This is a genomic window from Methylobacterium sp. J-059, from assembly GCF_022829485.1.
GTDB lineage: Bacteria > Pseudomonadota > Alphaproteobacteria > Rhizobiales > Beijerinckiaceae > Methylobacterium.
Genome location: NZ_JAKSYA010000034.1, coordinates 32,513 through 52,495, shown reverse-complemented (window position 1 = coordinate 52,495; position 19,983 = coordinate 32,513). Strand labels below are relative to the sequence as shown.

Annotated in this window: 17 protein-coding genes; 11 read left to right on the top strand and 6 right to left on the bottom strand. The window is 70.3% G+C overall.

Translation table 11 applies throughout. The features are described from left to right. Window positions 1-131 precede the first annotated feature (131 nt). Entirely contained in the window at window positions 132-701 is a 570-nt protein-coding gene (locus MKK55_RS02725) for a hypothetical protein (RefSeq protein ID WP_243933163.1), read from the bottom strand. Window positions 702-942: 241 nt separating this feature from the next. Between MKK55_RS02725 and MKK55_RS02720 the strand changes: the two genes are divergently transcribed. The 8 genes from MKK55_RS02720 to MKK55_RS02685 all read left to right on the top strand — a co-directional run bounded on the left by MKK55_RS02720 (window position 943) and on the right by MKK55_RS02685 (window position 13,038). Further along, window positions 943-1,530, top strand: a complete 588-nt coding sequence (locus MKK55_RS02720) for an ANTAR domain-containing response regulator (RefSeq protein WP_147729847.1) — start codon at window positions 943-945, stop codon at window positions 1,528-1,530. A gap of 21 nt (window positions 1,531-1,551) precedes the next feature. Continuing rightward, the gene (locus tag MKK55_RS02715; RefSeq protein WP_243933161.1) at window positions 1,552-2,568 is read left to right on the top strand and encodes a CmpA/NrtA family ABC transporter substrate-binding protein; all 1,017 of its coding nucleotides are present in this window, start codon (window positions 1,552-1,554) and stop codon (window positions 2,566-2,568) included. A 700-nt stretch (window positions 2,569-3,268) separates the two neighbouring features. Next, window positions 3,269-4,546 (top strand): NAD(P)/FAD-dependent oxidoreductase, encoded by a 1,278-nt coding sequence (locus MKK55_RS02710; protein WP_243933159.1) that lies wholly within the window; start codon window positions 3,269-3,271, stop codon window positions 4,544-4,546. Between the two features lie 12 nt (window positions 4,547-4,558). Next, window positions 4,559-6,343, top strand: coding sequence for a NirA family protein (locus MKK55_RS02705; RefSeq protein ID WP_243933157.1), 1,785 nt, complete (start codon window positions 4,559-4,561; stop codon window positions 6,341-6,343). Further along, complete coding sequence (locus MKK55_RS02700; protein ID WP_243933155.1) at window positions 6,340-7,932, top strand: sulfite reductase subunit alpha; 1,593 nt, start codon at window positions 6,340-6,342, stop codon at window positions 7,930-7,932. Before MKK55_RS02705 ends, MKK55_RS02700 begins: the two co-directional genes overlap by 4 nt. A gap of 113 nt (window positions 7,933-8,045) precedes the next feature. Further along, window positions 8,046-10,748 (top strand): nitrate reductase, encoded by a 2,703-nt coding sequence (locus MKK55_RS02695; protein WP_243933153.1) that lies wholly within the window; start codon window positions 8,046-8,048, stop codon window positions 10,746-10,748. A gap of 44 nt (window positions 10,749-10,792) precedes the next feature. Beyond that, window positions 10,793-12,241, top strand: coding sequence for a siroheme synthase CysG (gene cysG, locus MKK55_RS02690; RefSeq protein WP_243933151.1), 1,449 nt, complete (start codon window positions 10,793-10,795; stop codon window positions 12,239-12,241). 215 nt (window positions 12,242-12,456) lie between these two features. Next, window positions 12,457-13,038 carry an SCO family protein gene (locus MKK55_RS02685; protein ID WP_147843809.1) on the top strand — a complete coding sequence of 194 codons (582 nt, stop codon included), beginning with the start codon at window positions 12,457-12,459 and terminating at the stop codon, window positions 13,036-13,038. A gap of 16 nt (window positions 13,039-13,054) precedes the next feature. On the opposite strand, the gene MKK55_RS02680 is transcribed toward MKK55_RS02685, so the two are convergent. Then, window positions 13,055-13,705 carry a glycosyltransferase family 2 protein gene (locus MKK55_RS02680; protein ID WP_243933149.1) on the bottom strand — a complete coding sequence of 217 codons (651 nt, stop codon included), beginning with the start codon at window positions 13,703-13,705 and terminating at the stop codon, window positions 13,055-13,057. A gap of 73 nt (window positions 13,706-13,778) precedes the next feature. On the opposite strand from MKK55_RS02680, the gene MKK55_RS02675 reads away from it, so the two are divergent. Continuing rightward, window positions 13,779-14,207: a hypothetical protein gene (locus MKK55_RS02675; RefSeq protein ID WP_243933147.1), complete on the top strand. Its 429-nt coding sequence runs from the start codon at window positions 13,779-13,781 to the stop codon at window positions 14,205-14,207. A 108-nt stretch (window positions 14,208-14,315) separates the two neighbouring features. On the opposite strand, the gene MKK55_RS02670 is transcribed toward MKK55_RS02675, so the two are convergent. Further along, the gene (locus MKK55_RS02670; protein WP_243933145.1) at window positions 14,316-15,086 is read right to left on the bottom strand and encodes a phosphoribosyltransferase; all 771 of its coding nucleotides are present in this window, start codon (window positions 15,084-15,086) and stop codon (window positions 14,316-14,318) included. Window positions 15,087-15,181: 95 nt separating this feature from the next. After that, window positions 15,182-16,150 (bottom strand): IS1595 family transposase, encoded by a 969-nt coding sequence (locus MKK55_RS02665; protein ID WP_243933143.1) that lies wholly within the window; start codon window positions 16,148-16,150, stop codon window positions 15,182-15,184. Between the two features lie 125 nt (window positions 16,151-16,275). On the opposite strand from MKK55_RS02665, the gene MKK55_RS02660 reads away from it, so the two are divergent. Next, complete coding sequence (locus MKK55_RS02660; protein WP_243933141.1) at window positions 16,276-16,497, top strand: DUF6471 domain-containing protein; 222 nt, start codon at window positions 16,276-16,278, stop codon at window positions 16,495-16,497. Window positions 16,498-16,499: 2 nt separating this feature from the next. On the opposite strand, the gene MKK55_RS02655 is transcribed toward MKK55_RS02660, so the two are convergent. Together MKK55_RS02655 and MKK55_RS29195 are read right to left on the bottom strand one after the other, a co-directional pair. Further along, window positions 16,500-17,342: a hypothetical protein gene (locus tag MKK55_RS02655; RefSeq protein WP_243933139.1), complete on the bottom strand. Its 843-nt coding sequence runs from the start codon at window positions 17,340-17,342 to the stop codon at window positions 16,500-16,502. Between the two features lie 93 nt (window positions 17,343-17,435). Continuing rightward, window positions 17,436-18,737: a glycosyltransferase gene (locus MKK55_RS29195; RefSeq protein WP_243933137.1), complete on the bottom strand. Its 1,302-nt coding sequence runs from the start codon at window positions 18,735-18,737 to the stop codon at window positions 17,436-17,438. A 169-nt stretch (window positions 18,738-18,906) separates the two neighbouring features. Between MKK55_RS29195 and MKK55_RS02645 the strand changes: the two genes are divergently transcribed. Continuing rightward, window positions 18,907-19,752: a transporter substrate-binding domain-containing protein gene (locus tag MKK55_RS02645; protein ID WP_409566007.1), complete on the top strand. Its 846-nt coding sequence runs from the start codon at window positions 18,907-18,909 to the stop codon at window positions 19,750-19,752. The last annotated feature ends 231 nt before the right edge of the window (window positions 19,753-19,983 follow it).

Here is a 19,983-nt window from a genome sequence, read left to right as displayed (position 1 = left end):
CTGCACCTAGGTCGGCGACGCGATGCGGTCCAGGCCGCGCCCGGGAAATCCGATGGCGGCGGCAGTGCGGGTCGGATCGCGGCCCCGGTCGGGCGGCCGCACTGCAGCATCGCGCGGGATTCCGGGCCGCCTCAGTTCAGGCGGTCGACCAGGAGCGCGACCGAGCTGCCGAGCGACGAGGCCCCGCTGCGCAGGTAGGCGGCGGCATCCCCGACGACGCGCGCGGCCGGGGCGAAGGGGAGGGCGAGGTCCGGCAGCAGGCCGTCGCGGGCCTGCGCCTGCGCCTCGACGGGCGCGGGCCGGACGATCTCGGAGAACGGGTCGGGCCGGCGCGGCGGCCCCTCCGCGCAGCGCGGGGCGGTGCAGGCGCGCCGGAGCGGCGCGGCGGTCGCCACCCGGGCGACCGGATGCGGCGCGGCCGCGGTGCGGATCTCCGGCAGGACGAAGCTCGGCGGCACCTGCGCGAAGGCGATGGCGGCCGGCAACCGGGGCAGGGCGGCCTCGACCGGAGCCGCCGCATGGAAGGCGTAGGGCGCGACCGAGGCCGCCGGAACCGGAGCGGGCGGCGTCGGAGCCGGCTCGCGGCAGATCAGCGAGCCCGCGCCGAGGACGAGCGCCGTCACCAGGGTCGGGAGGAAGGGGAGGGAGAGGCGGCCGGAACCGCCACCGTCGAGGGCCGCGAAGGGGTCTGGCTTCGACATCCGATCCTTCGAACCTCCGCACCGTCGCGACGGCCACAGAGGTGCCCTGCATTTGCGGCGGAAGCTGGACCGTTTCCTTTCCGCTCGGTTGCGCGGCGCGATCAGGGCCGCGGGGCGAGCGCCTCGGCGCGGCGCTTCCGCCGGAACGGGGCACGCCGCTTGCCTTGCGACACGGCCGGCGGCATGCGTCGCGGCCACGCTCCGACTTGCTGCCCCGTTTGCCGCCCAACGCCGGGCCCCGATGACCGAAACCAGCCTCACCGTCGCCGTGATCGATCCGAGCCGGGCGCGTGCCGCGATCCTGGAGGAGGGCCTGCGCGCCGCCGGGATCGGCCGCGTCGTGGTGATGGCCGACACCGCCGACCTGATGGAGCGCGTCGCCGCGCTCGCCCCCGACGTGGTGGTGATCCACCTGGAGAGCCCGAGCCGCGACATCCTGGAGCAGATGTCGGGGGTCGCGCGCCACGTCGAGCGGCCGGTGGCGATGTTCGTCGACCGCTCGGACGCCACGATGATGCAGGCGGCGGTCGATGCCGGGATCTCGGCCTACGTCGTCGACGGCCTGCGGCCCGAGCGGATCAAGCCGATCCTCGACATCGCGATCCTGCGCTTCAACGCGTTCTCGCGGCTGCAGCGGGAGCTGTCGGAGGCGCGGGGCGAGCTCGCCGACCGCAAGCTGATCGAGCGCGCCAAGGGCATCCTCATGAGCATGAAGGGCCTGTCCGAGGACGAGGCCTACAAGCAGCTGCGCAAGAAGGCGATGAACGAGAAGCGGAAGATCGCCGACATCGCGCGGGCGATCGTCACCGCGGCCGACCTGCTCGGATGAGGGCGCGATGAGACTTCGCAGATGAGACTTCACCTGGGCTACGTGCCCCTCTGCGACGCGGCCCCCGTGATCGCCGCCCACGAGATGGGCTTCGCCCGCGCCGAAGGGCTCGATCTCGACCTCACCGCCGAGCCGTCCTGGGCGACGCTGCGCGACCGGCTGGCGCTCGGCTACCTCGACGCCGCGCACATCCTGGCGCCGCTGGCGCTGGCGAGCGCGCTCGGGCTGTCGGGGCCGCCCTCCGACCTGATCGTGCCGCTGTCGCTCAGCCTGAACGGCAACGCGATCACCCTGTCCGGCAGCCTCTGGGCGGCGATGGCGCCCGAGAGCGAGCGCCTCGCCGATGTCGCCCGCGCCTTCGCCCGGGTCGCGCGCGCGCGGAGGCAGGCCGGCAAGCCGCTGACGCTCGGCACCGTCCACCCGTTCTCCTCGCACACCTATCAGCTCCGGCTGTTCGCCGAGGCCGGCGGCCTCGACCCGGCCGCCGTCCGGCTGGTGGCGGTGCCGCCCCAGCACAGCGTCGAGGCGCTGGCGCGCGGGATCGTCGACGGCTTCTGCGCCGGCGCGCCCTGGAACGCGGTCGCGGTCGCGGCCGGCCTCGGGCGCATCGCCGCGCTCGGCTGCGAGGTGGCGCCGGACGCGCCCGAGAAGGTCCTCGCGGTCGCGCCGCGGCTCGACGGCGCGATCCCCGCCCTGGTGCGGGCCGTCGCCAGGGCAGGGCGCTGGTGCGCGGACCCGGCGAACCGCTCCGAGCTCGCCCACCGGCTCGCGCGGCGAGCCTATCTCAACCTCGATCCCGCCCTGATCGCCCGCACCCTCGAGGGCACGATCGTCCTCGACGGGACGGGTCTGCAGCGCGAGGCCCCCGACTACCTGCGCCTCGACGCGGCGGCGCAGGAGCCGCGCGCCGCGCATGCCGGCTGGGTGCTGGCGCAGATGAAGGCGGCCGGGCAGGGGCCGCTCGACGACCTCCTGCCCGCCGCGGAGGCGGTCTACCGCCCGGATCTCTACGCGGCGGCCGGACTATCCCCCGCCTGAGACCTGCGGGACGCCCGCATCCGACGGAATCGCCTGCGAGGAAACGGAACGCGGAGGCCGCGACGTCGTTATCATCATGCCATGCCAGGTTGCCGCAAGCTCGACACCGCCTCGTCCATTCCCGCCTCGCGCGGACGCGTGGACCTCTCGGCATATGTCCGGCACCGGGGCCGCGCGCCCCGGGCGATGAACGACAACCGGCGGGCGCGGGCAGCGCACCCCTGGCGGTGGGCCCTCCTCATCGGCGCCGTCCCCGTCGTCGGCCTGATGGCAGCCCTCTCGACCCTCATCTAGCCGACCCGCCGGGCACAAGCCTCCTGGACGCTCGCGCACCCCCGCCGAGCGTCCTTTCCGCGTTCGACGGGCCCGCGACGCTGCGCGGTCGAGTCGAGGGTGCATCGTGGGCCCCTGCCCGATCGGGCTTCATTCGCCTCATCTTTGTGCAGCGCACACCCTCCGCGCGAAACCGGGCACCGACCGCTCGGCCGTGCCCGGCAGAGCGCGCGAGCCTCGTCCCGCCGAACTGGCACGGAACCTGCTGAGGTCATCCGACCCGTCAACGACGACGGGCAGCACCGTCAGCGAGGCCGCTGAACCGATGTCTCCTCGCGGGCGGCGACGCTTGCCGGGAGGTCGATCGGCGGCGGCTTTTTTCGTGGCGGACGTGCCCGGCGCAATCGAGGACGAGACCCTTCCACCGATGCTCACAGCCCAGACGGATCAGGTTCCAGCCGCGGAGATCCCGCGCGAGAGGCTCGTCGTGGTCGGCAACGGCATGGCCTCGCTGCGGTTTCTCGAGCGGCTGACCGAAGGGTCGCCCGGCCGCTACGACGTCACCGTGGTCGGCGCCGAGCCGGTGGCCGCCTACAACCGGGTGCTGCTGTCCTCGCTCCTCGGCGGCGAGGTCGACGAGGCGGCCTGCGCCTTCCGCGGGCTCGACTGGTACGAGAGCCACGGCATCCGCCTGATCACCGGCGCCCCCGCCACGCAGGTCGACCGAGAGAACGCGCTGGTCGTGGTCGGCGAGACCCACGTCCTGCCGTTCGACAAGCTGGTGCTCGCGGTCGGCTCCGTGCCGATCCGCCTGCCCAAGCCCGGGATGGACCTGCCCGGCATCATCACGTTCCGCGACCTGGCGGACGTGTCGGCGATCCGGAAGGCGGCGGTCCAGCACGCCAAGGCCATCGTCATCGGCGGCGGCCTGCTCGGGCTCGAGGCGGCGGTCGGGCTGGCGCGGCTCGGCGTCGACACCACCCTGCTCCACGTCATGGACCGGCTGATGGAGCGGCAGCTCGATCATTCCGCGGCCGCCCTGGTCCGCCGGGCGATGGAGGCGCGCGGCGTCAAGGTCCTGCTCAACGCCGACACCGACCGCGTCGAGGGCGACGGCCGCGTCGAGCGCCTGATCCTGGCCGACGGCACGGTGCTGCCGGCCGATCTCGTCGTCATGTCGGTGGGCGTGCGCCCGAACCTCGCCCTGGCGCAGGGCGCGGGGATCGAGACCGGGCGCGGCATCAAGGTCGACGACCGGATGACCACCTCGGACCCGCGGATCTTCGCGCTCGGCGAATGTGCCGAGCATCGCGGCATGGTCTACGGCCTCGTCGAGCCGGCCTACGAGCATGCCGAGACCCTGAGCCGCCACCTCTCCGGGCTCGAGGCCCAGTATTCCGGCACGGCGCTCTCGACGAGCCTCAAGGTCTCGGGGCTGCCGGTGTTCTCCGCGGGCGTGGTCGACACGCCCGACACCGCGGAGGCGATCGTGATGAGCGATCCGGGCGCCGGCCTCTACCGCAAGCTCCTGGTCGAGCGCGACCGCCTGATCGGCGCAGTCTTCGTCGGCGACATCGGCGAGCAGGGCCTGTGCAAGACCCTGATCCGCACCGGCGCGTCGGTCGGGGACCAGATCGACGACCTGATGTTCGGGCGCCCCGCGGCGCCCCCGGCCGAACCCCTCGCCAAGAATCTGGCAGCGTGAAGGAGGCAGACCATGGCTGAAGACTTCAACGCCGAACAGCAACGCTACCTCGAAGGCTTCGCCTCGGGCGTCGCCGCCGCCCGTCTCACCGGCGGCCTCGCCCTCGGCCAGGGCGGTCCGCCGCCCGAGCCGTCCGGGCCGGACGCGATCCACATCAAGGCGCAGGACCGCACGGTGAAGGCCGGCGGCAAGCTCTGCGAGCAGGAGAAGTGGAAGCGCGCGGAGAACCCGTTCGAGGGCCACAACCGGCTGAAGGTGGAGGCCGCCACCGGCAAGGCTCCGAAGCCGGAGGACAACTTCCGCTGGCGCTACCACGGCCTGTTCTGGGTCGCCCCGAACCAGACCTCGTTCATGGCGCGCCTGCGCATCCCCAACGGCATCCTGCACCATTGGCAGTTTTCCGGCGTCGCCGACCTCGCCGACGCGCATGGCGGCGGCTACGTCCACGTCACCACGCGGGCGAACCTCCAGGTGCGCCACATCGCGCCCGAGCACGCCCAGCCCTTCCTCGACGGGCTCGTCGACATCGGGCTGACGGCGCGCGGCGCGGGCGCCGACAACATCCGCAACGTCACCGGCTCGCCCACCGCCGGGATCGACGCCCAGGAGCTCCTCGACACGCGTCCGCTCGCCAAGTCCTGGAACAACTGGATCATCAACGACCAGTCGCTCTACGGCCTGCCGCGCAAGTTCAACGTCGCCTTCGACGGCGGCGGCATCGTCGCGGTGCTGGAGGAGACCAACGACATCGGCTTCCAGGCGATCGAGGTGCTGGAGGGCGCGAGCGTCGCGCCGGGCGTGTGGATGCGCCTGGTGCTCGGCGGCATCTCCGGCCATCGGGACCTCGCCCGCGACACCGGCATCGTGCTGAGGCCGGAGGATTGCAACGCGGTCTCGGATGCGATCATCCGGGTGTTCATCGAGAACGGCGACCGGACCAACCGCAACAAGGCGCGGATGAAGTACGTCCTCGACGCCTGGGGCTTCGACAAGTACCTCGCCGCCGTCGAGGAGAAGCTCGGGCGCAAGCTCGACCGGGTCGACCCCGCCCACGTCGCGCCGCGCCGCACCACCGACCGGTTCGCCCATGTCGGCGTGCATGCGCAGGTCCAGCCCGGGCTGAACTGGGTCGGCGTGATCCTGCCGGTCGGCAAGATCATGAGCGACCAGGTCCGCGCGCTCGCGCGGATCGCGCAGGAATGCGGCGACGGGCAGATCCGCATGACGGTCTGGCAGAACTTCCTGTTCTCCGGCGTGCCCGACGCCAAGGTCGCCGAGGTGGAGGCGCGGGTGCAGGCGCTCGGGCTCACCACGAAGGCCGCCGGCATCCGTGCGGGGCTCGTCGCCTGCACCGGCTCGAACGGCTGCAAGTTCGCCGCCGCCGACACCAAGGGCGACGCGATGATCATCGCCGACCACGTCGAGGCCGCGCTGCCGGAGCTCGACGTGCCGGTGAACGTGCACGTCACCGGCTGCCATCACAGCTGCGCCCAGCACTACATCGGCGACATCGGCCTGATCGGCGCCAAGGTGGTGGTCTCGGAGGAGGGCGACACCGTTCCGGGCTACGACGTCGTGGTCGGCGGCGGCTTCGCCGAGAACCCGAAGATCGGCACCGAGATCTGGACCGCGATCAAGGCGGAGGACGCGCCGTCCCGCGTCGAGGCGCTGCTGCGCACCTACCTCGCCCGCCGCACCGGGCCGGACGAGAGCTTCCAGACCTTCACGGCGCGCACCGGGCCGGAAGCCCTGCGCGACCTTGCCGAAGACCAGCCAGCCCTCAAGGCAGCCGCATGAGCGAGCACGTCTCTCCCCCCCTCGTCCTCGTCCCCGAGAACGCCCCGTTCTCCGCCGACCAGCGCTCGTGGCTGTCGGGCTACTTCGCCGCCCTCCTCGGCCCGGCGGTCGAGGGCGCCACCGCCCTGGCCCCCGGCGACATGGCCGGCGGCCCCAAGCTCGCCGACAACGACGACGCGCCCTGGCACGACCCGTCGCTGCCGATCACCGAGCGCATGGAGATGGCCAAGGCCCGGCCCGAGCCGCAGAAGCTCATGGCGGCGATGGCGCAGCAGGATTGCGGCCAGTGCGGCTACAATTGCGCCGACTACGCCAACGCCATCTTCCTCAAGAGCGAGGCGCGTCTGAACCTCTGCCAGCCCGGCGGCAAGGAGACGCTCCGGATGCTGAAGAAGCTCGACGAGGAGTTCGGCACGGGCGACGCCGCCGCGCCGGCCGCGGCCGCGGCCGCGGACAAGGCCGCCGACCTCGGCCCCCTCGGCTTCTGCCGCGAGAACCCGGTGGAGGCGATCTTCCTCGGCCGTCGCCGGCTCAACGAGCCGGGCGGCGAGAAGGAGACGTGGCACGTCGAGTTCGACCTCAGGGACACGCCGATCAGCTACGAGGCCGGCGATTCGCTCGGCCTGTTCCCGGCCAACGCGCCGGCGCTCGCCGACGCGGTGATCGCCGAGCTCGGCGCCCGCCCCGAGCGGGTGATCGGCGGCAAGACCCTGCGCGACCGGCTGATCGCCGACTACTCGCTCGGCGCCGCCCCCGACGGGCTCTACCAGCTGCTCTCGCTGCTGACCTCCGGCGAGGCCCGGCGGAAGGCCAAGGCGCTCTCGGCCGGCGAGGACCCGGACGGCGACGCCGCCTATCTCGACGTGCTCGGCGCCCTGCACAAGTTTCCCGGCGCGCGCCCGGACGCCGAGGTCTTCCTCGAATCCCTCGACGAGCTGCAGCCGCGGCTCTACTCGATCTCGTCCTCGCCGAAGATGGATGCGGGCAAGGTCTCGCTGACGGTGGACGCGGTGCGCTACAACCACCGCTCGCGCCTCCGGCTCGGCGTCGCCTCGACGCATCTCGGCGAGCGCATGCCCGAGCAGACCCGGGCGAAGATCTACCTGCAGAAGGCGCACGGCTTCGGGCTGCCGAAGGACCTCGCCACCGACGTGATCATGTGCGGCCCCGGCACCGGCATCGCGCCGTTCCGGGCCTTTCTGCGCGAGCGCGCCGCGACGCAGGCGCCTGGGCGCAACTGGCTGTTCTACGGCCACCAGCGCCAGGCGAGCGACTTCTTCTACAAGGACGAGCTCACCCGGATGCGCGACGACAAGGTGCTGACGCGCCTGTCGCTGGCCTGGTCGCGCGACGGCACCGAGAAGACCTACGTCCAGGACCGCATGCGCGAGAACGGCGCCGACCTGTGGAAGTGGCTGGAGGGCGGCGCCCACTTCTACGTCTGCGGCGACGCCAAGCGCATGGCCAAGGACGTGGAGCGCGCGATCATCGACGTCGCCGCCCAGCACGGCGGCAAATCCCCCGACGAGGCGGTGGCCTATCTCGGCGCGCTGAAGAAGGCCGGGCGCTACCAGGCCGACGTGTACTGAGCCGACAGGGCCGCCCTCCCGCTCGCGCGGGAAGGGCGGCCCTGGGGAAGCCCGGCCCGACTCTTGCTGCCTCCGCCGGCGCCGGCCGACGTCGTGAATACGAGGACCCTGCCATGACCGTGCACGTGCCGGAGCCCCAGGTCTCGAACCAGCAGGGCGCGAACCAGGCTGCGGCGGTTCGGACCACCTGCCCCTATTGCGGCGTCGGGTGCGGGGTGATCGCGACGCCGGACGGCAAGGGCGGCGCCGGGATCGCCGGGGACACCGCGCACCCGGCCAATTTCGGCCGCCTGTGCTCGAAGGGCTCGGCGCTCGGCGAGACGCTGGGCCTGGAGAACCGCCTGCTGCACCCGCACGTCGACGGCGCGCGGGTGTCGTGGGAATCGGCGCTCGGCACCGTCGCCGGCGCCTTCCGCCGCACGGCCGAGACCCACGGGCCGGACGCGATCGCGTTCTACCTGTCCGGGCAGCTGCTCACCGAGGATTACTACGTCGCCAACAAGCTCGCGAAGGGCTTCCTCGGCACGCCGCACGTCGACACCAACTCGCGCCTGTGCATGTCGAGCGCGGTCGCCGCCCACCGCCGGGCCTTCGGCTCCGACACCGTGCCAGGCTGCTACGAGGACCTCGACGAGGCCGACGTCATCGTGCTCGTCGGCTCGAACACCGCCTGGTGCCACCCGATCCTGTTCCGCCGGATGGTGGACGCGCGCACGACGCGCGGCACCAAGCTCGTGGTGGTCGACCCGCGCCGGACCGAGACCGCGGAGGAGGCCGACCTGTTCCTCGGCCTCAGGCCCGGGACCGACAGCGCGCTGTTCTCGGGCCTGCTGGTGCATCTCGACCGCATCGGCGCGTGCGACGCCCGCTTCGTGACCGACCACACCTCCGGCTACGAGGGCGCGCTCGAGCGGGCGCAGTCGATCGCGCCGACGCTGGCCGCCACCGCGGCGGCGACCGGCCTGTCGGAGGCGGACGTCTCCGCCTTCTTCGACCTGTTCGCCGCCACGCAGCGCGTCGTCACCGCCTTCTCGCAGGGCGCGAACCAGTCGGCGCAGGGGACCGACAAGGGCAACGCGATCATCAACTGCCACCTCGCCACCGGGCGCATCGGGCAGCCGGGCGCGGGGCCGTTCTCGCTGACCGGCCAGCCCAACGCCATGGGCGGGCGCGAGGTCGGGGGGCTGGCCAACATGCTGGCCGCCCACATGCACTTCGCGCCGGAGGAGGTCGACAAGGTCCGCCGCTTCTGGAACGCGCCGAACCTCATCACCGGCGAGGGGATGAAGGCGGTGGCGCTGTTCGACGCGGTCGCCCGCGGCAAGATCAAGGCGCTCTGGGTGATGGGGACCAACCCGCTGGTTTCGATGCCGCAGGCCGACATGATCAAGGAGGCCCTGAAGGGCCTCGACCTGCTCGTCGTCTCCGAGGTGATGGCCGATTCCGACACCGCCCGCGCCACGGCCCGGAAGACCGTGCTGCTGCCGGCCCTGGCCTGGGGCGAGAAGGACGGCACGGTCACCAATTCCGAGCGCCGGATCACGCGCCAGCGCCGCTTCCTCAAGGCGCCGGGCGAGGCGCGGCCGGACTGGGCGGTGCTCGCCGACGTCGGGCGCCGCCTCGGCCACGGCGCCGCCTTCGGCTTCACCTCGGCGGCGGCGGTGTTCCGCCAGCACGCCGCGCTGTCGGCGTTCGAGAACAACGGCACCCGCGACTTCGACATCGGCGCGCTCGCCGACATCGGGGACGCCGCCTACGAGACGAACCTGCCGGTGCAGTGGCCGCTGACGAAGCGCGGCGGCACGAAGGCGCGGCTTTTCGCCGACGGCCGCTTCTTCACCTTCGACAAGCGCGCCCGCTTCGTCGCGGTGCAGGCGCCGGCCCTGGCGCAGGCGACGAGCGCGGCGATGCCCTTCGTGCTCAACACCGGCCGGGTGCGCGACCACTGGCACACGATGACGCGGACGGGGAAGAGCCAGCGGCTCTCGGCCCATCGCCCGGTGCCCTTCGTCCAGGTGCATCCGCGCGACGCCGCCGCCGCGGGCCTGACCGAGGGCGGCCTCGCCCGGGTCTCGACCGCGCACGGGGCCGCCGAGCTGGAGGTGATCGTCACCGAGGCGGTGGCGCCCGGCAACCTGTTCATGCCGATGCACTGGAACGATTCGAACGCCTCGATGGCCCGCGTCGGGGCGCTGGTCCGCGGCGTGCCCGACCCGCTTTCGGGCCAGCCCGAGCTGAAGGCGACGCCGGCGGCGATCCAGGCTGCCGCCTACCGCTCGCGGGGCTTCCTGCTCAGCCGCGACCCGGTCGCGGCGCCCGCCGGATGGTGGTGGGCGCGCGCCACGATCGCCGGCGGCGCGGGCCTGCAATTCGCCACGCAGGACGGGTCGCGCGAGGCCATGCTGCTGATGCGCGGCTTGTTCCAGGGGCTGGAGCTCGCCGAGTACGCCGACCACGCCCGCGGCCGCTACCGCTGCGCGGTCTACGACGACGAGCGCCTCCTCGCCTGCCTCGCGTTCGGTCCCGACGCGGGCCGGCCCGACTGGGAGGCGGCCAAGGCCCTGTTCGCGGAGGCGGTGCCCGGCGCGGCCGAGCGCCGCGCCCTGCTCTCGGGCCGCGCCGCCACCGCCGGGGCGGGGCCGGTGGTCTGCGCCTGCCACGGGGTCGGGCTCGACGTCATCACGGCGACCATCGCGGGCGGTGCGGGCTCCGTCGAGGCGGTGGGCGCGGCCTGCAAGGCCGGCACGAATTGCGGCTCGTGCATCCCTGAGATCCGCAAGCTGCTGCCGGAGGCGCTTGCGCGCGACGCCGCGTAGCATCAGGTTCGTCCGTGACCCTGCCGAGATCCAAGCCGACCCTCATGAGCACGCCCCGCCAGCCGCGCGAGACCCGCGCCGGCCTCGAGCCCCTCGCCGTCCTACCCGTCTTCGTGCCGCTGCAGGGGAAGCGCGCGGTGCTGGCCGGCTCGAACGGCGGCGCGCCGTGGAAGGTGAAGCTGCTCGCCGCCGCCGGCGCCCACGTCGACGTCTACGCCGCCGAGCCGAGCGAGGAGATGCGCAACGTTCCGGGCGAGATCGTCGCCGGCAGCGTGACCCTGCACGAGCGGGCCTGGACGCCGGACGACCTGTGGGGCTCGGCCTTCTGCATCGGCGCAATGGAGGACGAGGCCGAGTGCGTCGCCTTCGTCGCGGCCGCGCGCGGCACCGGCGCCATCGTCAACGCCGTCGACCGGCCGCATCTCTGCGACGTGAAGTTCGGCGCCATCGTCAACCGCTCGCCGCTGGTGGTGGGCATCTCGACGGAAGGCGCGGTGCCGGTCTTCGGGCAGACCGTGCGGGCGCGCATCGAGGCGATGCTGCCGCGCGGGTTTTCGCGTTGGGTCGCGGCGGCGCGGGACTGGCGCGAGGGCGTCACCGCCCGCTTCCACGGGTTCAGCGAGCGCCGCGGGTTCTGGGAGCGCTTCTCGGACCTGGCCTTCGCCGAGCCCGACCGGGCCCCGACGCAGGCCGACCTCGACAGGCTGCTCGCGCAGACCGAGGCCGCGCCGAAGGGCGGGGCGGTGACGCTGGTCGGCGCCGGGCCGGGCGATGCCGAGCTGCTGACGCTGAAGGCGCTGCGGGCCCTGCGCAACGCCGACGTCATCCTCTACGACGACCTCGTCGCCCCCGAGATCCTGGACTACGCCCGCCGCGAGGCGCGCACGATGCTGGTCGGCAAGACCGGCCACGGCCCTTCCTGCCGCCAGGACGACATCAACGCGCTGATGGTCTCGCTCGCCAAGTCCGGCAAGCAGGTGGTGCGCCTCAAGTCCGGCGACCCGCTGATCTTCGGCCGCGCCGGCGAGGAGATCGAGGCCTGCCGGCAGGCCGGCATCCCCGTCGCCGTGGTGCCCGGGATCAGCGCGGCGCAGGGCGCGGCCGCCTCCCTCGGCGTCTCGCTCACCCACCGCGACGCGGCGCGCCGCCTGCAATACGTCACCGGCCACGACCGCCGCGGCGCGCTGCCGGACGACCTGAACTGGGGCGCGCTCGCCGACCCTTCGGTCACCACCGTGGTCTACATGCCCAAGCGCACCCTGCGGGTGCTGCTGGAACGCGCGGTGGCCGAAGGCTTGGCACCGGCGACGCCCGCTCTGGTGGTGTTCAACGCGACGCGGCCCAACCAGGCGGCGCTGCGGGGCACGGCGGCCGATCTCGCGGAGCGGGTCGAGGCTTCGCTGCTCGAAGGACCGGCGATCCTGATGGTGGGCGACGCGCTCAAGGAACAGAGTGTCGCGGACTGCGTCGAGCAGGCGCAGATCGCGATCTAGACCCGGCCGCTTCCCGTCTGCGGCCAGCCCGATCGTGACGCCGGACGCATCGTGAGGGCGTCGCGCGGGCACCTGCCGAACCGGGTTCCAGGCCAGGGAGGCGCACGACGGAACGCGGGCCTGAGGCAAAGCGCCGGGGGCCTCCGAGGTGCCCCGACCTTGCCTCCCGCGGCCGCCCATGCTGTTCCAGCGGCCGTCGCGAGAAGGTCACCTCCATGCGCCGCGCCCTCCTGCCCATCATCGCCTTCGTGCTCGGCTTCGTCGGGCTCACGGCGGCGGCCGTGTTCACGCTGATGCCGGAGCGGACGGAGGTGGCGGCCTCGAGCGTCGGCGGGCCGTTCGCGCTGGTCGACCAGGACGGCAAGGCCGTCACCGAGGCCGACTTCGCGGGCGCCACGCACCTCGTGTTCTTCGGCTTCACCCACTGCCCCGACATCTGCCCGACCACGCTGCAGCAGATCTCGGACGTGCTGGCGGCGTTGGGGCCGAAAGCCAAGGCGATGAAGGTCGCCTTCATCACCGTCGATCCCGAGCGGGACACGCCGGCGAGCCTCAAGGCCTACCTGTCGAGCTTCGATCCGCGGATCGCCGGGCTCACCGGCAGCCCGGCGCAGGTGGCGGCGGCCGTGAAGGCCTATCGTGCCTACAGCCGCAAGGTGCCGGGCAAGGACGGCGACTACACGATGGAGCACACCGCGCTGGTCTACGTGATGGACGGCAGGAACCGCTTCCTCGGCGCGCTCAACCTGATGCGCCCGGCCGACGAGACCGCGGCGGAGCTCGCGCGGCGGATCTGAGCATCCGGCGCGGGCCTCACGCCGCCGGGCGCCGCGGACGCAGCAGGCCGCTGCGCGAGGTGCGCGACAGCCCGTGCTCGGTCTTGTTCCAGCGCGAGGGCGCGCGGACGAACTCGATCACCGCGAGCCACGCGGCGACGCTGACCAGGGCGAAGTAGAGCAGCATCCCGGGCACGAACCACAGCAGGTCCCACCAGCCCCGGCGGATGCAGCCGAGCGCCGCCGGCAGGACCAGGGCCGCGGATCCCGCCAGGAACAGGGTGATCGCGACGGCGAGCGGCAGGTTCGGCCAGGGCTCGGGCGCGGCCGGGATCTCCTGGAGCAAGAAGTCGGCGCCCGCCCAGACGAGGAAGATCGGATAGACCAGGGCCGAGGCGACGGCGCCGGGCAGCAGCGTCACGGCGCAGAGCGCGTCGAGGCGCCCGAGCTGCCGGCAGGTCTCGGCGGGGCGGCGGCCGTAGGTGACGGTGGTCTGCAGGAACCCCTTCATCCAGCGGACGCGCTGGTGCAGCCAGGCCGGCAGGTTGTTCGGCGCCTCCTCGATCGTCGCGCTCGGCAGGTCGCCGACCTCGTAGCCGGCGCAGGCCAGCCGCATCCCGAGATCGGCATCCTCCGTGACGTTGCGCGCGTCCCAGCCGTGCAGCTTGCGCAGCACCTCGGTGCGCACGTGCGGCCTTATGGAGCAAATGCACCAAATAGCGGCCTAGGTCAATGCGTATGCCATCGCCTATGATGGCAAAATGCAGGATCAGACGCTCATCAATGGGTTGCTTGCCAAACGCGAGGAACTGGCCCGAGAGAACGCCGAACTACGCGAGCGAATGGCGATCCTCGCCAACGACATCGAAGCCGTAGACAGGGTGCTAGAGTCGTGCGGCTTCAAGGGCGAGCTAGAGGGCTCCACGCCCCGTGCGGCCCGCATCGTCCTGTTTTACCGCAACGAGCTTCGGGACTACCTCTTGGCCGAGCTACGCAAGGCAGGGGAGCCTTTGACGGCCCGCCAGCTTGCGCTTCTTGTCTGCCAGACAGAGGGGAAGGACGGGCGGGACCGGCGCCTGCTGGCCGATGTCACGCGTCGCGTTGGCTGCGCACTCAGGAAGATGCGCGCGAGCCGGATTGTGGAGGGAGAACGGACGCAGGCGGGGCAGGTGTGGAAGACACAGGGCTAAAATGAAAATGGCCCGCGTAGCGGGCCATTCTTTCAAGAAGCTGCACGGATTTTAGGCTCGTAAACTCGCGGCCTATTTTTGAGGGCAGCGCGCAGTTCTGCCTGAATTTCAAGCGTCACGCGCTCCATGGACTCTCGCTCTGAGCTCGTCAGCAGACGAGCATTCTGAGAGGAGGAACCGTCCCTCGTGCTCCGTAAGGCAGGAAAGCTCATAGCCCATCTCCGTGCCAAAAATTGCGGGTAGCGATCCATTATCAACGTTAGTAAGCCCATCCAAGGTCCCGGCCGCAAGAGAAATCTGCGCATGGCTCCCATCGCGAGCGGCGAGCGTGGTCATGCAGATAACGGTTCCCCCTTGCGACTCTATGAACCCTCTGAGGCTTGTGATCGTCCCGCCGAGAGAACACACATCGTCCGCGATGACGTACCTCCGCCCAGCAATGACCTGCCCGTAAAATTCCGGCTCGTTCGCTAGTCTGAACCAGTTGTCCTTGATAAAATCCCGACTGGTCGTCTTTCTCTGGTAGATCCCAGATCCAGGTTCCCATCGCATCTGGTCCGCCAGCCATTCGGCATAGCCTAGGGCAAGCGCATTCTGGGTCTCACCGATTGTGGGAGCTGGAGAGATCACGATCGGAGGGGTGGTGCCTCCAGGCTGATGGCAAGCATCATGGATTTTATCGAGTGTGGCTTCTACGCACAGGTCGTCGCAAATTTTGAGAGCGGCGATCGCATTCCTGCGCCTCTTTGCCGCCATGTAGAGCGGGTGGTCTCCAAGCGTGACTATGTCGGGGTCATCTGACTTCCATGGGCGATGGCATAAGAGAGGAGGAAACGCGTTTGGCCACGGCGCGCGCAACGACTTCTCCTCAGGGCTCATGATTTAGGGATTGGGTCGCCGGCATACAGTCTTGCCCCAGCCGGGGCAACGACGTTCCAATTAGTGCGACGGGGTGCATACGTTTTCTCTGAAGTTCAAGCTGCCTCGTGCCGCTGCCAGTACCCCTTCCACGTCCGACTGACGCCTGATGCCATCGCCAAGCCGATGACGTTGGCATAGGCGATCCCATTCGGGAGGCGGCGATTGTCCTCCTTCCAAGCGGCCTCAGCGGCGTACTGGTAGAGGTAGCGGGCCGTGACGAAGTGGTGCTGACCCGAGACCATGCGGCGAAGGCGGGCGAAGTAGCTCTCGGCTTGGTTCGTGTTGGCGCCATCGGCCGAGTAGGCTTCGGTATGATTGATCCGGCCGGCATCGGGGAACGACGCCTCAAGCGCATCCCAGTGGTTCGCCTCATCAGCAAACACCTTCGTGCCCTTGGCAACGTAAGCCTCAGCGAGAGCCACGCCCTCGGCCTCGCGCTTGGCGACGAACGTCAGGGTGCGGCCCTTGCGCTGGCGCATGACGATGACGACCCGGCGACCGTCCGACAGGTGCGCCTTGAGGCGGCGGTCCTTGCGGTCGTCCTTCCGGTTCTCAGGGCGAACCGAGCCGCCGAAGTAGGCGCCGTCGATCTCGACTTCGCCCGCCAGGGTGGCGCCACGGGTCTCAAGCGACAGGGCCTCGCGCAGCTTGTGCGCCAGGACGAAGGCGGTCTTGTAGGACACGTCGAGATCGCGCCCGAGCTGCAAGGCCGAGAGGCCCTTCACCGCGTTCACGAAGATGGCGATGCCGGCGCACAGGTCGGTGAAGGCCAGCTTGCGCGAGGCAAAGATCGTCCCGCTAGTCACGCTGAACTGCGTGCCACAGCCGGCGCACTTGAAGCGGCGACGGGTCGAGATGTTGTAGTGGTCGAGGCATCCGCACTTCGGGCAAACGGGCTCGCCATCCGTCTCGGGCCAGCGAAGGCGCCGGAAGGTGTCGTAAGCCGCGTCCTCGCCAGCCTTGTAGATCGCCTTGATCGACAGGGTGCGGGCGGCTGCGGAGAGGAGGAAGTGGGAAGACATTGCCATCGCTTCCAGTGCTTATGCATCGCATATGATGGCATAATCGCACCGTAGTCAAGGGCAAAAGCATCGCCTATGATGGCATGAGCCATTGTGAGGGATGCATGATAACGGACAGAACAAACGTGGCGCCCGACGAGGAGTGGGACGCCAAGGTGAAGGCGATCCTCAAGGCCGAGTTGAAGCGGAAGGGCGTTACCTACGGGCAGCTAGTCGACAAGCTGGCGGCTGTCGGCGTTAAGGAAACGGAGCCGAACATCCGCAACAAGCTTGCGCGTGGGAAGTTCACGGCCGTATTTATGGTTCAAGTTCTAACGGCCATCGATGCAAAAGAAATACGCATTTAGGATTAGTCGGCCGTCTGTATACGGTCCAATTCTTTGGCGTTCAGAACTACAGAAGGCTTTATTCCGGTTCTATCGTCTGTGACTATTACCAAAAAATCGCAGTACTGCTCGCTTCCGTCAGGAAGTACGAATACTATTCTGGCTTTGTTGGGCCCCGCAAGCATCGACATATTCTCATTGGGACGGCCAATTGAGTATTTTACGGAGCCAAATATATCCCGATGCGTAGCTTCGGACTTTATGGCAATGTCTTCTGATATGTATTGACCTTTATAAATGCTATGCAAATCTAATAACGGAACTCTCATTACTTTTGACCAGCTCTCCGCTCCTAGAAGTTCTCGCCATGAAAAATCCAGAAGAACCCTTACCTTTTCCAGGTGCAATCTGGAGATGGCAGAAAAGCTAATCTTATCACCAGTGCTATAGACTGAAATTTTATCGAAAGCTGAATTGCTGCTATTTTGTTGTGATGCAACCAAAACATGTTTATCATCCGCCGCCGTAGCAGGAGCCGCCGCCCAATCACGGGCGATCATTACCGCGGCGACCAAACAGCCAAATATGCAGATGGAAAGCAGTATGTAAGCCAAGCGGCATCTGCCTGTCTTAGCTCTCCCTGTGAGCGCCGCGCCCACAAGTAAGAGGCTCAAGGTGACCGCCAATGAGGCGCACCCGATGCCCGCAATGCCGAACTTATCAGCAAAGCTCAACAGGTCTGTCGCGAGCCCGGCAGTTACGGCAGCTCCCGTGACGCCAGTCATCGCGAGGGCACCCAGAATGTATGGCCCTGCTGCCGAGCAAAATTCGAGGAATTTGGTAACTGGCTCCAAACGCTTGAGCAAGTGAAAGCCCCTCGTAGGCAGATTGGCTGTCGCGCCAGATAGGGCCTAGCTCGACATTGTGCCCCGAGATTGACGCCGTATGAGGCCCACTGTCTATGGCTCAGATGATTGCATGCTGCATCGCTCATAATGATACCCGCCATCGCCTTGGTGCATTTGCTCCATAAGGCCGCGCACGTGCATCGAGGTCCCGCCGAGCGGCATCGGCAGGCGCCACTGCGCCAGCGCCGGATTGAGCACGTCGAACAGGCCCGCATACTCGATGGCGAAGCACCGGGCGATCCAGGAATCCTCCGCGTTGTCGATCACCAGCCGGCCCTGGAGGCAGGCGGTGCGGGCGGGCGCCCGCGCGAAGATCTCGGCGGCGAGCCGGAGCTGGCCGGGATCGGGCACGTCCTCGGCGTCGTAGACCACGAGCAGCTCGCCGCGGGCGAGCGGCAGGGCGACGTTGAGCGCCCGCGGCTTCGTCCGCGGCCGGCCGTCGGGCACCGCGATCACCTCGAAGCGGGCGGGCAGGGGGACCTCCGCCAGCGCGGCGATGGTGCCGGCATCGTCGGCCTCGACGACGAACTTCAGGTCGAGCTTGGCCGCCGGATAGTCGAGCCGGGCCAGCGCCGAGACGAGCCGCGGCACCACGCGGGCCTCGCGATAGAGCGCCACGAGGACGGTGTAGGTCGGCAGGTCGCGGTCGCTCAGGGGCGAGGCGATCGGCGGCGGGACGGTCGGGACGCCGACGAACACGGCGCCGACGCGGAAGATCGCCATCACCAGGAACAGCGTCTGCGCCGCCACGACCAGGATCATCGCGAGGAACGGGGGCAGGGCCTCGAACACCACGATGCCGGCGCACGCCACGAGCGCGACCAGCGCCAGGGCCGGCCCCAGGGGACGGCTGCCGAAGGCCCAGTCCGGCGCCTTCGCCTCGAGGTCGTCGACCGCGTAGCCGGCGATGGCCTCGGGGATCGCCGCGAACAGGGCCGCGCGCAGGCGGGTCGGGCTCGTCACCGCCGGCATCCGCCCGCGCGGGCTGCGCCCGGCGAGCAGCTCGGCGATCTGCCGCCCGCGCGGCGCCAGTACCGCCGGGGCGGGGGCCCCGAGGACCAGGGGCGCCATGCCGAGCGAGAGGCTGTCGGGAAAGCGCGCGCCCATGCCGAGCGGGATCGGCCCGTCGAGATACGCCGCGTCGAGCGCGCGGGCGAGCGCCCGGTAATACGGCTCCTCGTCCATCAGCCCGGCCCGCAGCAGCGCGGTTGCCGCATCGGTGCCGCTCGCCTCGGCCAGCGCCGCGGCCCGGCGGAGCAAGGCCGCGTCGACGCCTTCGGCCGCCAGGAACGCGATCTCCGGCGGCAGGCCCGGTGCGCCGAGGGGCGGGCCCAGGAAACGGAGGAACGACACGGGGCCGGCTGCCGTCGGCTCCGGGACGTGCTAAGGCGGGGGCGTGAGCCGGACCCCCTCCCCATCGCGCCGTCGGCGCCCCGCGATCATAGGTGCGCCCGGCCCCGGCGCAAGCACGATGTCCTCGATCAAGACTATTCTCTTAGCCATCGGCCTCTGCGTCGCGACGATGCCGCAGGCGGGCGCCCAGGATCGTGCCGGTCAGGTGCGTGCCGGCCAGCCCGCCGCCGGCAGCCCCGCGCCCGCCGCCGTGACGGTGCCCAACTTCTGGAACCCGCGCAGCCGCGGCGAGCGGGTCGAGGCGCCGCAGACCGGCCGGGCCGTGCGCTTCCTGACCGACGACGAGTTCCCGCCGATGCACTTCGCAGGCCCCGACGGAAACCCGACGGGCTTCGTGGTGGAGCTGGCCCGCGCCGTCTGCGAGAAGCTGTCGATCACCTGCACCGTGCAGGCCCGGCGCTTCGACACCCTCCTCGACGGCCTGACGGACAAGCAGGGCGACGTCGTCGCCGCCGCGATCCCGCTGACGCCGACGCTGCGGGCGACGTTCTCCGCGACGCGCCCGTATTTCCGGTGGCCGGCGCGCTTCGCCGCCCGCGTCGACCGCGGCCTGCCGGCTCCCTCGGCGAGCGCGCTGGCGGGCAAGTCGGTGGCGGTGGTCGGCGGCAGCGCCCACGCCGCCTACCTCCAGGCGTTCTTTCCCAAGGCCGAGGCGAAGCCGTTTTCCGACCTCGCCGCGGCGGAAGGCGCGGTGAAGCGCGGCGAGGCCGACTACGTCTTCGCCGACGGGCTCGGCCTCGCCCTCTGGGTCGGCGGCCTGGAGGCGGGCAATTGCTGCGCGCTCGTCGGCGGCGACTACCTCGAGAACCGCTACTTCGGCGAGGGCATCGGCCTGATCACCCGGCCCGAGGACGCGGCCCTGTCGCGCGCGCTGGACGACGCGCTGCAGCGGGTGTGGGACGACGGGAAGTACACCGAGCTGTACCTGCGGTTCTTCCCCGTCAGCCCGTTCTGATCCGCATTGCGTCCGGGACCGACGCGTCTCCTTTTCCGCAGGCGTTCCTGCGGGTATCCTCGGCGCGGTCCTGCAAAGGGGTGGTCCTGCGAAGGGGTGGTCCTGCGAAGGGGCGGTCCTGCGAAGGGGCGAGCCCGCAAACGGCGTGAGGCGGCCATGACGGCTCCGAGCCCGTTCGAGCGCATCCTCGCCGCCCGCGTCGCGGACCGTCACCGGACGGCGCGAGGCCTC

Bases quoted from the DNA above. Each gene is read 5' to 3' on its own strand.
- MKK55_RS02725 (WP_243933163.1), bottom strand. From the start codon at position 701: ATGTCGAAGCCAGACCCCTTCGCGGCCCTCGACGGTGGCGGTTCCGGC.
- MKK55_RS02720 (WP_147729847.1), top strand. From the start codon at position 943: ATGACCGAAACCAGCCTCACCGTCGCCGTGATCGATCCGAGCCGGGCG.
- MKK55_RS02715 (WP_243933161.1), top strand. From the start codon at position 1,552: ATGAGACTTCACCTGGGCTACGTGCCCCTCTGCGACGCGGCCCCCGTG.
- MKK55_RS02710 (WP_243933159.1), top strand. From the start codon at position 3,269: ATGCTCACAGCCCAGACGGATCAGGTTCCAGCCGCGGAGATCCCGCGC.
- MKK55_RS02705 (WP_243933157.1), top strand. From the start codon at position 4,559: ATGGCTGAAGACTTCAACGCCGAACAGCAACGCTACCTCGAAGGCTTC.
- MKK55_RS02700 (WP_243933155.1), top strand. From the start codon at position 6,340: ATGAGCGAGCACGTCTCTCCCCCCCTCGTCCTCGTCCCCGAGAACGCC.
- MKK55_RS02695 (WP_243933153.1), top strand. From the start codon at position 8,046: ATGACCGTGCACGTGCCGGAGCCCCAGGTCTCGAACCAGCAGGGCGCG.
- cysG (WP_243933151.1), top strand. From the start codon at position 10,793: ATGAGCACGCCCCGCCAGCCGCGCGAGACCCGCGCCGGCCTCGAGCCC.
- MKK55_RS02685 (WP_147843809.1), top strand. From the start codon at position 12,457: ATGCGCCGCGCCCTCCTGCCCATCATCGCCTTCGTGCTCGGCTTCGTC.
- MKK55_RS02675 (WP_243933147.1), top strand. From the start codon at position 13,779: ATGCAGGATCAGACGCTCATCAATGGGTTGCTTGCCAAACGCGAGGAA.
- MKK55_RS02670 (WP_243933145.1), bottom strand. From the start codon at position 15,086: ATGAGCCCTGAGGAGAAGTCGTTGCGCGCGCCGTGGCCAAACGCGTTT.
- MKK55_RS02665 (WP_243933143.1), bottom strand. From the start codon at position 16,150: ATGTCTTCCCACTTCCTCCTCTCCGCAGCCGCCCGCACCCTGTCGATC.
- MKK55_RS02645 (WP_409566007.1), top strand. From the start codon at position 18,907: ATGCCGCAGGCGGGCGCCCAGGATCGTGCCGGTCAGGTGCGTGCCGGC.